Here is a 13717-nt window from a genome sequence, read left to right as displayed (position 1 = left end):
ACCCTCGGGTCATGGCGGCCCCCACCAATGAGCTCAGGTCGGCGGTCCACTGGGGCGTCGCGCACGGCCTGCCGACGCTGTACCTGCGTCGGGCGGCCGCTCAGGGCGACCTCCAGGCGAGGCTCATCCGGCTCGGGGCGACCGGCACGGACGGCGTCTTCGGCCTGGTCGAGGAGATCCGGTCGCAGGGCCCGCTCTACCGCTCGCGCATCGGCTACGTCACCACCAGCCATGCCGCCGTCCGCCACGTGCTCACCAGCGATGACTTCCGCACCGGGCTGCCGACCGCCCAGGGCGCGCTGGGCCGGATCTCGCGGTGGGCAGCCCCGACCACGCTCCACCCCGTCGAGCCGCCCTCGCTGCTGGTGACCGAGCCGCCCGACCACACCCGCTACCGCAAGCTCGTCACGCGCGTGTTCACCATGCGTGCAGTGGAGCGGCTGCGCGAACGGACCGAGGAGATCGCCTCCGACCTCCTCGACTCCCTCGAGAAGCGGGCCTCCGGTCCTGTCGACCTCGTCGACACCTACTGCTCGGTCCTGCCCGTCACCGTCATCGCCGAGATCCTCGGGGTGCCGGAGGAGGAGCGAGCGCAGGTCCTCGCCTTCGGCGCGGCGGCCGCGCCGAGCCTCGACCTGGGGCTCGGCTTCCGGCGCTACCGGTCCACCGCCCGGGCGCTCGCGCAGTTCGACGCCTGGCTCGGCCGACACCTCGAGACGCTCCGCCGCACCCCCGGTGACGACCTGCTCAGCCAGCTGGTCGCCGCCCGCGAGGACGGTCGCGGGCTGGAGGAGACCGAGCTGAAGGCCACGGCCGGGCTGGTCCTGGCCGCGGGCTTCGAGACCACCGTCAACCTGCTCGGCAACGGCATCGCGCTGCTCCACGACCATCCCGACGAGCGGGCCCGCGTCACCGCCGACCCGTCGATGTGGCCCAACGTCGTCGAGGAGGCGCTGCGCCTCGACCCGCCGGTGCTGCTGACCGGCCGGATGGCGGTCCGCGACGCCGAGGTCGGCGGCGTGGGGGTGCGTGGTGGATCGATGGTCACCGCGATCCTCGGCGGCGCCAACCGCGACCCCGAGGTCTTCGCCGACCCGCTGCGCTTCGACGTCGCCCGGGCCAACGCCCGCGAGCACATCTCGTTCTCCGCCGGCCGCCACCACTGCCTCGGCGCCCAGCTCGCCCGGATGGAGGGTGAGGTGGGCCTGCGCGCGATCTGGGACCGGTTCCCCGACCTGCGGCTCGAGCCCGGTGCCCGTCGCCGGGAGACCCGCATCCTGCGCGGCTTCGAGACGCTCCCGGCCACGCTCCGACCCTGAGCCACCCTTCCCCAATCCGGGGCTTGCTGGCTGCGGGCGGCGGGAGCACACTCGAAGCGCGGGGGCGCTGCAGGGACGGTGCCATGGAGACAGGCCCGACGACGGGAGACGGCAGCGGTGCGGACGCGCGCCGCAGGCTGGTCGACGTCCAGGAGCAGGCGGCTGCGACCCGCGAGATCCTGGAGGCGATGGGACGCGCGGGCGCCGAGCCGGGGGAGATCCTCGACACGATCATCGAGCGAGCCGCCAGGATGTGCCGTGCGGACGCCGCTCAGCTCTACCTCGTCGAGGACCAGACGTTCCGGTTGTCTCGGGTCGCCGGCCATGTCCCGGCGGAGTTCCGGCGCCACCAGGAGGAGCACCCCATGCCCGCGGGCCGCGACAGCCTGCTCGGACGTGTGGCCCAGGACCGGACCACCCAGCAGATCGCGGACGTCCTGGCCGACCCCGGTTACGGGCGGCACGACCTGCAGCACCTTGCCGGCTACCGAGCCCTGCTGTCGGCGCCGATGCTCCTCAACGGCGACGTCATCGGGATCCTGTCGGTGTGGCGCACCGAGGCCCGCCCCTTCGACGAGGGCGAGGTCGACCTCATCAGCACGTTCGCGTCCCAGGCGGCGATCGTCCTGCGCCAGGTCGAGCTCGTCGCGGCGTTGGGCGCCCGTAGCAAGGAGCTCGCCGGCAAGGTCACCCAGCTCGAGGTGCTGCGCGAGATCGGCGACGCGGTCAGCTCGAGCCTGGACCTCGAGGAGGTCCTCGCCGAGATCGTGAGCGGCGCCGTACGGCTCACCGGCGCCGACGGCGGTTCGATCATGGAGTACGACCCGGCCGAGGACAGCTTCCGGGTGCGGGCCACGGCCGGCGGCACCGAAGCGCTCACCGCTCGGCTGCGTGACCTCCGCATCGCGCGTTCCACCTCGCCGGTCGGACGCTCGGCGTCGGAGCGCACCACGCTCGAGATCACCGACCTGGGCACGGTGCCGCGCGACGAGCACCTCGACGTGCTGCTCGACGACGGGTGGCGCTCACTGCTCGCCGTGCCGTTGGTCCGGCGCGACCGGCTGGTCGGTGCCCTCGTGATCAGGAAGCAGTCGAGCGGCGGCTTCGACGCCGAGACGCCCGAGCTGCTCCGGACGTTCGCCAACCAGTCGGGGCTGGCCATCGTCAATGCACGCCTCTTCGGCGAGCTCGACACCAAGCGGGCCGAGCTGGAGGTCGCCAGTCGGCACAAGTCCGAGTTCCTCGCGAGCATGTCGCACGAGCTCCGGACGCCGCTCAACGCGGTCATCGGCTTCTCCGAGGTCCTCCTCGACCGGTTGTTCGGCGACCTGAACGAGCGCCAGGAGGAATACCTCCGTGACATCTGGGCGTCGGGCAAGCACCTGCTCGAGCTCCTCAACGAGATCCTCGATCTCTCCAAGGTCGAGGCCGGGCGCATGGTCCTCGAGCCGAGCCTGGTGTCGGTGCAGGCCTGCCTCGCCTACGTCCTCTCCTTGGTCCGGGAGCGGGCCGCGGCGCACGCGATCGAGCTGGGCCTCGAGGTGGCCGACGACGTGGGGATCGTGTGGGGGGACGAGCTGCGGCTCAAGCAGGTGGTGCTCAACCTGGTGTCGAACGCCGTGAAGTTCACCCCGGACGGAGGGCGGGTCGACGTACAAGCCGGGCGAGACGAAGGCGACGTCGTGGTCCGGGTGACCGACACCGGTGTCGGTGTCCCGACCGAGGACCGCGAGCGCATCTTCGAGTCGTTCCAGCAGGGTCACCGCGGCACGCCGCAGGAGGAGGGGACCGGCCTCGGCCTGACCCTCTCCCGTCGCATCGTGGCTCTCTTCGGAGGAACCCTGTGGCTCGAGCCGCAGGCCGACGCCGGCGGCAGCACCTTCGCGTTCCGTGTGCCGCTGCCGCGCGTGGAGTCGCCGCGCCAGGGCGAGACGGCCGGGGGGCGCACCGTCCTTCTCGTCGACGACGACCGGGCCTCCCTCGACCTGATGACGGCCTACCTCTCGGCGACCCCCGTGCAGATCCTCCGCGCGCACGACGGTCTGGAGGCTCTCGCGCTCGCCCGTACTGCGGGTCCCGTGGCCATCGTGCTGGACATCCGCCTTCCCCGCCTGGACGGTTGGGAGGTTCTGACCCGCCTCAAGGCCGACCCGGCCACCCGGTCGATCCCCGTGGTGGTGGTGTCGATCGTCGACGAGCGGCAGCGTGGTCTCCGGCTCGGCGCAGCGGCATACCTCCTCAAGCCGGTGCGCCGCGACGACCTGCTCGATGCGCTGGGAGTGCGAGGCGTCGACACTGGGCTCGACTCAGTGGGCGGTGGTGCGCCGTGAGCCCCAGGGTCCTGGTCATCGAGGACAACGCGCTCAACCTCAAGCTGGTGCGCGACGTCTTGCAGCACGCCGGCTACGACGTGGTGGAGGCGGCCACGGGTGAGCTGGGGGTCGCTTCGGCCGCGAGCGAGCCACCCGACCTCGTGCTGCTCGACCTGCAGCTCCCGGGCATCGACGGCCACGAGACCCTGCGCCGGTTGCGTGCCGGCGTCATCCCCGACCGGGTGCCCGTCGTCGCGGTGACCGCCCTGGCGATGGCTGAGGACCGGGACCGGGCGCAGCGCGCCGGCTTCGACGGCTACCTCGAGAAGCCGATCAGTCCGCGCTCACTGCCCGCGCAGGTGGAGCGCTTCCTCGCCGGCGGTGGGTCGTGACGGGCGAGACGGTGCTTGCGGTCGACGACCAGCCGGCGAACCTGCGACTCCTCGACGCCGTGCTCTCGCCACGCGACTACGAGGTGCTGACCGCCACGAGCGGGCAGGAGGCCCTCGACCTGCTCGAGTCGACGCAGGTCGACGTGGTCCTGCTCGACGTGCAGATGCCCGGCATGGACGGCTGCGAGGTCTGCCGCCGGATCCGGCAGGACCCACGCACCGAGTTCCTCCCGGTCGTGATGATCACCGCCGGTGGTGGTGCGCAGCGCCTGGAGGGGCTCGAGGCCGGCGCCGACGACTTCCTCACCAAGCCGTTCGACCAGGCCGAGCTGCTCGCCCGGGTCCGGTCGCTCGCGCGGCTCAAGGGCTACCACGACACCGTGCGCAGCCAGGCCGCCGAGATCGCCGCTTGGAACCGTGAGCTCGAGGCGCGCGTGGCCGTCCAGGTGGAGGAGATCGAGCGCATGGGCCGGCTGCGTCGGTTCCTCTCACCCCAGTTGGCGGACGTCGTGGTCGACGACGAGAGCCTGCTGGCGAGCCACCGCCGCGAGATCGTCGTCGTCTTCTGCGACATGCGCGGCTTCACGTCCTTCGCGGAGGCCGCCGAGCCCGAGGAGGTCATGCACGTGCTCGGCGAGTACCACCTGGCGCTGGGCGCGCGGATCGAGGAGCACGGCGGGACGCTCGAGCGGTTCACCGGCGACGGGGTGATGGTGTTCTTCAACGACCCCGTCCCCGTGGCCGACCCGGCGGGAGCGGCGATCGGCATGTCGATCGCGGTGCGCGACGACGTACGACGACTCGCGTCCGGGTGGGTGCGTCGGGGTCACGACCTCGGGCTGGGGATCGGGGTCGCCCAGGGCTTCGCCACGCTGGGGAGGATCGGCTACCCCGGTCGCTCCGACTACGCCGCCATCGGCAGCGTCACCAACCTCGCGGCCCGCCTGTGCGCCGAGGCCGGCTGGTGGCAGGTGCTCGTGACCGACCGGGTGCTGGCGCAGGTCGAGGACCGGGTGGCCGCAGAGCCGGTGGGAGACGTGCAGCCCAAGGGCTTCAGTCGGCCGGTGCGTGTGCACGACGTCGTGGCAGAGACGATCGGGAGGTAGGCGGATGGACGCGTCGACGACGCTGGCGGACCTGGACGAGGAGCAGCGCTACGCCGCGTTCGACCTCCTCCAGCAACAGCTGCCGCAGGTGTGGGACGCCATGCGGCGTGACCGGCCCGAGGAGTCGGCGGTCGTGGTGCCATCGATCAGCCTCGAGCGCACGACCGCGTCGAGCGGCACCTTGATGCAGGCAATGGAGGAGCGTGCACTCTTCCAGCTGCTGCTCCTGCGGCAGCCGATGCTGACCCTCGTCTACGTCACCTCCTCGCCGATCGCCGACGAGATCATCGAGTACTACCTCGGCCTCCTGCCCGGCGTCGTCCCGAGCCAGGCGCGCCGGCGACTCCGGCTGGTCTCTGTCGGCGATGCCTCGCCGCGGCCGCTGAGCGAGAAGGTGCTGGCCCGACCCCGGGTCCTGCGGCAGATCCGCGAGCTCATCCCCGACCAGTCCGTGAGCCACCTGATCCCCTACACGACGACCGAGCTCGAGCGGGACGTCGCGATCAGTCTCGGCATCCCGATGTACGGGGCGGACCCGCGCCTCGCACCGCTCGGCAGCAAGTCGGGGTGCCGCCGGCTGTTCGAGGAGGTGGGCGTCCGGGCTCCGGCGGGGGCCGAGGGCCTCCGGACGGTGGACGACCTCGTGGCTTCGGTCACGAAGATGCGAGCCCCCGGCCCGTCGCCGGGCGAGGCGATCGTGAAGATCAACGAGGGGGTGTCCGGCTCGGGCAACGCGCTCGTCGACCTCGGGGGACTTCCCGCCCCCGGTGACCCCGGCGAGGCGTCCGCCGTGCGCTCCCGCCTGCTCGAGCTCCAGCCCGAGGCGGTCGGCCTCGAGGTGGATGCCTTCCTCGAGGCCTTCGAGCGCCTCGGTGGTGTGGTGGAGGAACGGATCACCGGCACCGCGCTGACCAGCCCGAGCGTCCAGATGCGAGTCCTGCCCGACCGCACCGTCGAGCTGCTCTCGACCCACGACCAGCTGCTCGGCGGAGCGAGTGGGCAGAAGTACCTCGGCTGCGTCTTCCCCGCCGACCCGTCGTACTCACGCCTGATCTCCGAGCCGGCGATGGCCGTCGGGAGGGAGCTCGCCGACCGCGGCGTCCTGGGGCGGTTCGCCGTCGACTTCGTCGCGGTCCGGGACACCGAGGACGACTGGACGGCGTACGCGATCGAGCTCAATCTCCGCAAGGGCGGGACCACCCACCCCTTCCTCACCCTGCAGTACCTCGTCGGTGGGGCGTACGACGGCGACGCGGGGCTCTACCGTGCGGCATCGGGAGCGCCCAAGTACCTCGTGGCGACCGACCACCTCGAGGACGACCGGCTCACCGCGCTCACCACGCGCGACGTGTTCGACGTCATGGCACGCAAGCGGCTGCACTTCGATCACTCGCACGAGACCGGCGTCGTGTTCCACATGCTCAGCTGCGTCACCGAGTGCGGGCGTCTGGGCATGACGGCGATCGGCGACAGCCCAGAAGAGGTCTGGGGCGTCTACCAGGAGGCGACCACCGCGCTCCTGGAGGAGGGCGCCCTGGCGCGCACACCGGGGACGCTGCCCACGTGACGGGCGGCGGGCCCTTCGTCTGGTACGCCGCCTACGGGACGAACCTGTCGCCTGCCCGGCTGGGCTGCTACCTCTCCGGCGGACGCCCGCCGGGAGCCGAGCGCTGGTACGACGGGTGCCGCGACCCCTCTCCGCCCCGCGACGTCCGACCCGTCGAGCTGCGTGGCCGCCTGTCMTTCGCCGGTGAGTCGAGCGTGTGGGGAGGTGGCATGGCGTTCTTCACCGCCGAGTCCGGCGGACCTGCCGGCGGAGCGGTCCACGCGCGCGCCTACCTGCTGCGCCTCGAGCAGCTCGGCGACCTCGTCGCGCAGGAGGCGCGGCAGCCGGTGGGCACAGACCTCGTGCTGGAGCCCGACGGGCGCCCGACCCGTCACGGGCTCTCCCGGACGTACGACGTCCTGCTCGACGTCGGTGAGCTCGACGGACACCGCATGCTCACCCTCACCGGCACGACCGTCCCGCCCGCCAACGCGCCGGCGGCGCCCTACATCCGCACGATGCTCGAGGGCCTGGCTGACGGGTTCGGGCTCGACCCCGACGAGCGGGTCGCCTACCTCGCGGCAGCCGACGGGGTCGCACCGCGATGGACCGCGCAGACGCTCCGTCGAATGTTGCCCGCGTGAGCCGACCCCGGGATAGGTTCCCCCGGTGCCGAACCGAGGAGCAGCGCGCCTGCTCGTGCTGCTGCTCGCCGCGACCGTGCTGTCGATCGCCGGTCCCGCGTCTGCCGACGAGTGGGTGCCGCGCCCGGTGCTCAACGTCGACTTCCCCGATCCCGCGGTCGTGGCGGCCCCCGGCGGCCTGGTCGCCTACGCCACCGGCGACCTGGTCCCGCACGCCTGGTCGCGGCAGCCCGACGGGCCGTGGCGGCGCGGGCCGGGCCTGCTGACGCACAAGCCGTCGTGGTCGCGTGAGGGCGGCGTGTGGGCGGTCGACGTGGCGCGGGTGCGCAACCAGTGGCTCCTCTACTACGCCACCCCGGTGAAGGGGATGGGCGAGCACGGACGCTGCATCGGCGTCGCGCGTTCGCGCGCCGCGCGCGGGCCGTTCCGACCGGTCGGCAGTGCTCCGCTCGTGTGCCCGTCGTACGCCGGCACGCCCACCGCGCAGGACCCGCTGCTGCCGCGCGACCCGACGGTCCCGCGCGCCGGGGTGATCGACCCGTCCTACTTCCGCGACGCCGACGGGTCGTCGTACCTCCTCTACAAGACCGACCGGATCCCCGCCACCGTCCGCGTGGTGGCCCTGACCCGCGACGGCCAGTCCGTGCAGACGGGTGCGACCAGCGTGGAGCTGCTCCGCTCCGAGGGGGTCCTGGAGAACCCTGTGCTGACCCTGCGGCCCGAGGGCTACGTGCTGCTGGCCTCCGAGGGTGACTGGACGCGCTGCGGCTACCGGACGACGTGGCGCCGCTCGACCGCGCTGCTCGACTGGACGGCGGCCGTCGGCGGGGTCTTCCTCGACACGACGACCACCGGCCTGTGCGGCCCGGGTGGTGCCGACCTGGTGGAGCGCAAGGACGGCGAGCTGACGGCGTTCCTGCACGGCTGGACCTGCCGCGACACCGTGCTCCCGTGCGCCGGCACCGGCAAGTGGGACCACAAGCCCGGCCAGCGGGGCCGGCGGGCGCTGTACGCCGCCGAGCTGGGCTGGCTCGACGGTGTGCCGCAGGTCACCCGCTGGCTCCGCGCCCGCTGACCAGAGCCCGATCTAGGCTCGGAGGATGGCCTCCGAGTGGGACACCCACACCTCCCTGACCGCGACCGGCGACGGCCTCTTCGGCGCCGAGCTCGACCCCGGCTGGGTGGTCGGCGGTGGCGTCAACGGCGGCTACCTCCTCGGCGTCATCGGCCGGGCGATCGCCGAGGCCGTGCCGGCCAAGCCGCACCCACTGGCGGTCAGCGCCTACTACCTCTCCGCCTCGCGGCCCGGGGCCGCACAGGTCTCCACGCGCGTGCTGCGCGAGGGCGGCTCGGTCGCGACCGTGGCGGCCGAGCTCGGCCAGGAGGGCGCCACCCGGATCACCGCCCTGGCGACGTACGGCGACCTGCGGGCGATGCCCTCCGACGTGGGCACCACCGCCGAGGAGCCCAGCCTGCCGCCGATCGACGAGTGCGTCCCGGCGTCCCTCGCCCCCGATGACGTCCGCCGGATGGCGCCCCTGCTGGACCGCTTCGACATGCGCTTCGACCCGGCCACCGTGGGGTGGGCGATGGGTGCCCCGAGCGGCAACGGCCACATCCAGGCATGGTTCCGGATGGCCGACGGCCACGACGTCGACCCCGTCGGTCTGCTCATGGTCTGCGACGCCCTGCCGCCGGTCACCTTCGACCTCGGCCGACCCGGCTGGGCGCCGACCCTCGAGCTGACCGTCCACGTCCGCGCCGTCCCCGCGCCGGGGTGGTTGAAGGTCTCGCACCGCACGCGCAACGTCGCCGGCGGGATGTTCGAGGAGGACTGCGAGGTCTGGGACTCCACCGGCCGCCTGGTCGCCCAGAGTCGTCAGCTGGCGATGCAGCCGCGCGCCTGACTCAGTCGAACCAGCGCCGGTCCATCGACACGATCCACCGTCGGCGGGGGTGCTCGGTGACCGACCAGATCCGGTCGGTCGAGGGCCAGTAGGTCAGGTCCTCCGGCCCCATCGGGAGCGCCCAGCGCCGCTCGCGCATCGAGCCGGGACGACCGGCGAAGATGCTGCCCGGCATCCACGGCCCGTGGGACACCGTCACGTGGTAGCGACCTCCGGCCAGGACGGCGCCCTGCATCTGCCGCACCCCGCCCTCGTCGATCGCGAGCGGGCGCGAGAAGCCGTCGTCGCCCGTGGCCAGCTGCCACGTCGCCGGGTCGAGCTCGTAGCGGGCGAGCCGGGTCGTCTGATCGGGGTCGAGGGCGTACTCGCCCGCGAGCAGCGCCGGCGGCTCCGAGCGGCGGTCGAGCGACATGAAGGAGTAGCGCAGCTTCTCGTGACCCTCGTCGGCGAAGGCCTGGTAGGTGAAGCGGACCGGCAGGACGTAGCGGTGCCCGTAGGAGTAGAGCGAGGTCCCCTCGATGCCGAACCGGTCGGGGTGGTCGTCGTCCCCGGCCACCCGCATGATGTCGTCGACCCGCGCGGTGACGAAGCCGCGGCTCGTGGCCGCGATGTGGAGGTAGGGGCCGGCCCACACGATGCCCCCGGCGTGGATGCTCATCGGCCGCAGGGTGAGGTGGCCGGCCTTGTCGAAGACGGGCGAGACCAGCAGCACGTGGCGGTACTTCCCGGAGTCCAGGTCGACGAAGGTCACGCGGGAGCCGCGCTTCACGCCGTCCTTGCCCGTGGAGTACCAGGTCGTCACCACGACCCGACGACCACCGATGTCCTCGGTGTCGGAGGAGTCCGCGCTGGTCGAGATGCCCTGGGGGTACCACTGCTCGTCGCGCTCGTCGTAGTCGTCCCAGCGGTACGCCTCACGCACCGCCCGGCCCAGGAGCCGGGGCACGACCCGCGCCCGCCGCACGTCGTACTTGAGGTCGTCGAGCAGCCCGTCGAGGCCGGTGGGCTCTCCGAGGACCGCGGCGAGGGCCGCGATCTCGCGGATGTTCTCGTCGGTGCGTCGTAGCTGGACGCCCTGGACGTTCGGCGGCTCCGAGGCGGTGGTCATCCTCCGACACTAGCCAGCGGTCGCGGTGGAGAATGACCCCCGTGAGGGCGATCTTCTTCGACGAGGACGATGCACGGGCCGTCGTGGCCCGGCTCCGCGCCGACGGCTTCGAGGCCGACGTGGCGCGCGAGCGACTGGCGGGGGAGGACGACGACGAGGACCACCCGTGGGCGGTGGTGAGCGACGCCCCGGCGTTCATGCTCGAGGTCCTCGTCGACACCCACGACGGCTGGCTCGACGAGGAGGAGGGCCCGGACGAGGCCGGCGGCGCCGGGCTGCCGGCGCCCCCACCGCTGCACCTCCCGACCGCGCCCCGAAGGATCAAGCGGCCCGATCTAGGCTCTGACTCATGACCGACCACCGCATGCTGCTCGTCCACGCCCACCCCGACGACGAGTGCATCAACAACGGCGCCACCATGGCGCGCTACGTCGACGAGGGTGTCAGCGTCACCCTCGTGACCTGCACCGCCGGCGAGATGGGCGAGGTGCTGGTGCCCGAGCTCTCCTACCTCGCCTACGAGGAGAAGGGCGGGCTCGGGGAGCACCGCCGCGGCGAGCTGGACGAGGCGATGAAGGTCATCGGGGTCACCGACCACCGCTTCCTCGGCGGCTTCGGCCGCTTCCACGACTCGGGCATGGCGTGGCACGAGGAGGGGCACGCGATCCCCGCCCAGGAGATCCCCGACAACGCCTTCTGGAACGCCGACCTCACCGAGGCGGCCGACGAGCTGGTGAAGGTGATCCGCGAGGTGCGGCCGCAGGTGCTCGTCACCTACGACCAGTTCGGCGGCTACGGCCACCCCGACCACATCCAGGCCCACCGCGTCGCGATGTACGCCGCCCAGCTGGCGGCCGTCCCGTCCTACCGGCTCGAGCTCGGCGAGCCGCACGACATCGCCAAGATCTACTGGACCGCGATGAGCGAGTCGCGGATGCGCGGGAGCCTCCGCGAGCTCCGCGAGTCCGGCGACACCGAGACCTTCAAGGGCATGGAGCCCGACGGCAAGCTGCCGCCGTTCGTCACGCCCGACGAGCTGATCAGCGCGCGCGTCGACGGGCGGGAGACGGTCCAGCGGAAGATGGATGCCCTCGCCAAGCACGCGACCCAGGTCGAGCAGGACGGCCACTTCTTCTCCGGGTCCGAGAGCGGCCACTCGTGGTGGGCGGAGGAGTACTACCGCCTGGCGCGGGGCACCGCCGGCGCGGCCGGAGCGGACGGGTTCGAGGAGGACCTGTTCGCGGGACTGTGAGGGCGGCCTACGGGCTGGCGGCCCTCGTGGTCGGGCTCGTGTCCGGTGCCGCGGGCACGCTCGTCCACCAGCGCTGGTGGGGCCTCGCCCTGGCCCTCGCCGCCGCGCTGGCCACGCTCGCCTGGCTGCCCGCGGGAGGCGTGCGGCTGGCGTTCGCGGTGGGCTGGTGCGTGCCGGTCCTGCGCGGCGCGCTGGAGCGTCCGGGCGGCGGCTTCCTGATCAGCGGGGACGCGGCCGGGTGGTCGTTCCTGGCCGGCTCCGCAGTGCTCCTGGTGGCTGCCGTGGCGACCGCCGGCGCGGGACGTCGTACGCCCGGGGAGAGTCGTCCGGGGCGCGCCGACGATCCGGGAGTTCGTGGTCTGCCCTCCTAGACTCGCCGCGTGCCGAAGAACCAGACCAGTGCGCAGCCCCGCGAGAAGGCGGGCGCCAAAGTCGTGCTGTGGCTGCTCCTCGGGCTCGTGGTGCTGTTCGGCGGGACCTACGTCGCCGCGCACTACGTCGCCGGCGACAAGGTCCCGCGCAACACGACCGTCGCCGGCGTCCGCATCGGCGGGCACCCCCAGGACGAGGCCGCCGAGCGGCTGCAGGCCGGGCTAGCCGACCGGGTCGCGCGCGACATCGCGACGACCGTCGACGGCGAGCCGGTGGCCGTCGACCCCGCCCGGGCCGGGCTCTCGGTCGACTACCAGTCCTCGGTCGCCGAGGCCGGGGGCGAGGAGAGCTGGGACCCGGTCCGGCTCTGGAACTACTTCACCGGCGGGGAGGCCTTCGACGCCGAGGTCGAGGTCGACGAGCCCACCTACAACGCGTTCCTCACCGGTGCCGACGAGCAGTACGGCGCCACGGCTCGTGACGGGGCCGTCGCCTTCGACGGCGAGCAGATCAAGACCACCGACGCCCGCACGGGCAAGGCGCTCGACCCCAGCGACACCCTGACCGCGCTGCAGGGGGCGTTCCTCGACGAGGACCCCGACGTCGTCGCTCTCGAGATGGCCGAGGTGCAGCCCGACATCGACGGCTCCGACGTCCAGGAGGCCCTCGACGGCTTCGCATCCCCGGCGGTCGCAGCGCCCGTGACGCTGACGTTCGAGGGTTCGAACGTCAAGGTGTTCCCGGCCGACTACACGGCCGCCCTCACCCTGGTCCCGACGAACGGCGAGCTGGTGCCGACCCTCGACCCGGCGAAGCTCAACGAGGTCGTCGGCGCCCGCATCACGCAGGGCGCGCCGGTCGACGCCACCGTCACGCTGGTCGGCGGCCGACCGCAGGTCGTCCCGGCCAAGCCGGGCGTCACCTTCGACTCCGCCGAGCTCGAGGCAGGCTTCCTCGGCGCCGTCGCCAAGCCGCAGGGCGAGCGGACCCTGGCCCTCACCGCCACGGTGGCCAAGCCCGACTTCACCACCAAGGAGGCCCGCGCACTGCGGGTCCGCGAGCGGGTCTCGACCTTCACGACCTACTTCCCCTACGCGGAGTACCGCAATGTCAACATCGGTCGTGCCGCGGCGCTCATCGACGGCACGCTGCTGAAGCCCGGCGAGACCTTCTCCCTCAACGACACCGTGGGCGAGCGCACCGAGGCCAACGGCTTCACCAAGGGCTACGTCATCAACGACGGCATCCTCGTGCAGGACCTCGGCGGCGGCGTCTCGCAGATGGCCACCACCCTGTTCAACGGCATGTTCTTCGCCGGGCTCGAGGACGTCGAGCACAAGCCGCACTCGTTCTACATCGACCGCTACCCGATTGGTCGCGAGGCGACCGTCGCGTGGGGCGCCGTCGACCTGCAGTTCCGCAACGACACCCCCTACGGCGTGCTGATCGACACCTCGTTCACCAACTCGACTCCGTCGTCCTCCGGTGCGGTGACCGTCACCATGTACTCCACGAAGTACTGGGACATCACCACCACCACGGGCGAGCGCCACAACCTCACGCCGCACAAGACCCGCCGCATCGACTCGCTGACCTGCCACGAGAACGAGGGTTTCGGCGGCTTCGACATCGACGTGGTGCGCTACTTCCAGCCCGTCGGTGAGAACACCGAGACGCGTGACGACGAGGTCTTCAGCACGACCTACACCCCCAGCGACACGGTGATCTGCACCAACCCCGACGCGGTCGACGAGTAGGC

At 72.4% G+C, this 13717-nt stretch carries 13 protein-coding genes; 12 read left to right on the top strand and 1 reads right to left on the bottom strand.

What is annotated here, in order from left to right; all coding sequences use genetic code 11:
- The first annotated feature begins 11 nt into the window (after positions 1–11).
- The 8 genes from ACXJKB_RS01425 (at position 12) to ACXJKB_RS01390 (ending at position 9226) form a co-directional block, all read left to right on the top strand.
- Positions 12–1319, top strand: a complete 1308-nt coding sequence (locus ACXJKB_RS01425; protein WP_457184715.1) for a cytochrome P450 — start codon at positions 12–14, stop codon at positions 1317–1319.
- 83 nt (positions 1320–1402) lie between these two features.
- The gene (locus ACXJKB_RS01420) at positions 1403–3649 is read left to right on the top strand and encodes a GAF domain-containing protein (protein ID WP_457184714.1); all 2247 of its coding nucleotides are present in this window, start codon (positions 1403–1405) and stop codon (positions 3647–3649) included.
- The gene (locus tag ACXJKB_RS01415) at positions 3646–4023 is read left to right on the top strand and encodes a response regulator (protein WP_457184713.1); all 378 of its coding nucleotides are present in this window, start codon (positions 3646–3648) and stop codon (positions 4021–4023) included. Before ACXJKB_RS01420 ends, ACXJKB_RS01415 begins: the two co-directional genes overlap by 4 nt.
- Positions 4020–5129: a response regulator gene (locus ACXJKB_RS01410; protein ID WP_457184712.1), complete on the top strand. Its 1110-nt coding sequence runs from the start codon at positions 4020–4022 to the stop codon at positions 5127–5129. The genes ACXJKB_RS01415 and ACXJKB_RS01410 overlap by 4 nt, the downstream gene beginning before the upstream one ends.
- A gap of 4 nt (positions 5130–5133) precedes the next feature.
- Positions 5134–6696 carry a peptide ligase PGM1-related protein gene (locus ACXJKB_RS01405; protein WP_457184711.1) on the top strand — a complete coding sequence of 521 codons (1563 nt, stop codon included), beginning with the start codon at positions 5134–5136 and terminating at the stop codon, positions 6694–6696.
- Positions 6693–7319 (top strand): histone deacetylase, encoded by a 627-nt coding sequence (locus ACXJKB_RS01400; RefSeq protein WP_457184710.1) that lies wholly within the window; start codon positions 6693–6695, stop codon positions 7317–7319. Before ACXJKB_RS01405 ends, ACXJKB_RS01400 begins: the two co-directional genes overlap by 4 nt.
- A 25-nt stretch (positions 7320–7344) precedes the next feature.
- Positions 7345–8394: a family 43 glycosylhydrolase gene (locus ACXJKB_RS01395; RefSeq protein ID WP_457184709.1), complete on the top strand. Its 1050-nt coding sequence runs from the start codon at positions 7345–7347 to the stop codon at positions 8392–8394.
- Positions 8395–8419: 25 nt separating this feature from the next.
- A complete protein-coding gene (locus tag ACXJKB_RS01390; protein WP_457184708.1) occupies positions 8420–9226 on the top strand; it encodes a thioesterase family protein in 807 nt (268 codons plus the stop codon).
- Position 9227: 1 nt separating this feature from the next.
- Here the strand turns inward: ACXJKB_RS01390 and ACXJKB_RS01385 are convergent, their stop codons facing one another.
- Positions 9228–10334: a hypothetical protein gene (locus tag ACXJKB_RS01385; RefSeq protein WP_457184707.1), complete on the bottom strand. Its 1107-nt coding sequence runs from the start codon at positions 10332–10334 to the stop codon at positions 9228–9230.
- 41 nt (positions 10335–10375) lie between these two features.
- Here ACXJKB_RS01385 and ACXJKB_RS01380 point away from each other — a divergent pair, with 41 nt between their 5' ends.
- Genes ACXJKB_RS01380 through ACXJKB_RS01365 form a run of 4 tightly spaced genes read left to right on the top strand, consistent with a single transcriptional unit; the run spans position 10376 to position 13715 of the window.
- On the top strand, positions 10376–10687 hold the full coding sequence (locus tag ACXJKB_RS01380; protein WP_457184706.1) for a hypothetical protein: 312 nt from the start codon (positions 10376–10378) through the stop codon (positions 10685–10687).
- Positions 10684–11586: an N-acetyl-1-D-myo-inositol-2-amino-2-deoxy-alpha-D-glucopyranoside deacetylase gene (gene mshB, locus ACXJKB_RS01375; RefSeq protein ID WP_457184705.1), complete on the top strand. Its 903-nt coding sequence runs from the start codon at positions 10684–10686 to the stop codon at positions 11584–11586. The genes ACXJKB_RS01380 and mshB overlap by 4 nt, the downstream gene beginning before the upstream one ends.
- Positions 11583–11957 (top strand): hypothetical protein, encoded by a 375-nt coding sequence (locus ACXJKB_RS01370; protein WP_457184704.1) that lies wholly within the window; start codon positions 11583–11585, stop codon positions 11955–11957. The genes mshB and ACXJKB_RS01370 overlap by 4 nt, the downstream gene beginning before the upstream one ends.
- Before the next feature lie 9 nt (positions 11958–11966).
- Positions 11967–13715: a VanW family protein gene (locus tag ACXJKB_RS01365; protein ID WP_457184703.1), complete on the top strand. Its 1749-nt coding sequence runs from the start codon at positions 11967–11969 to the stop codon at positions 13713–13715.
- Positions 13716–13717 lie beyond the last annotated feature (2 nt).

This window comes from Nocardioides sp. P5_E3, assembly GCF_054049275.1.
The sequence above is the reverse complement of the archived record's forward strand: the minus strand, read 5'-3'. Positions and strand labels throughout refer to the sequence as shown.

Coding starts and splice junctions, on each gene's coding strand:
- ACXJKB_RS01420 (WP_457184714.1), top strand. CDS start 1,403: ATGGAGACAGGCCCGACGACGGGAGACGGCAGCGGTGCGGACGCGCGC.
- ACXJKB_RS01425 (WP_457184715.1), top strand. CDS start 12: ATGGCGGCCCCCACCAATGAGCTCAGGTCGGCGGTCCACTGGGGCGTC.
- mshB (WP_457184705.1), top strand. CDS start 10,684: ATGACCGACCACCGCATGCTGCTCGTCCACGCCCACCCCGACGACGAG.
- ACXJKB_RS01405 (WP_457184711.1), top strand. CDS start 5,134: ATGGACGCGTCGACGACGCTGGCGGACCTGGACGAGGAGCAGCGCTAC.
- ACXJKB_RS01390 (WP_457184708.1), top strand. CDS start 8,420: ATGGCCTCCGAGTGGGACACCCACACCTCCCTGACCGCGACCGGCGAC.
- ACXJKB_RS01385 (WP_457184707.1), bottom strand. CDS start 10,334: ATGACCACCGCCTCGGAGCCGCCGAACGTCCAGGGCGTCCAGCTACGA.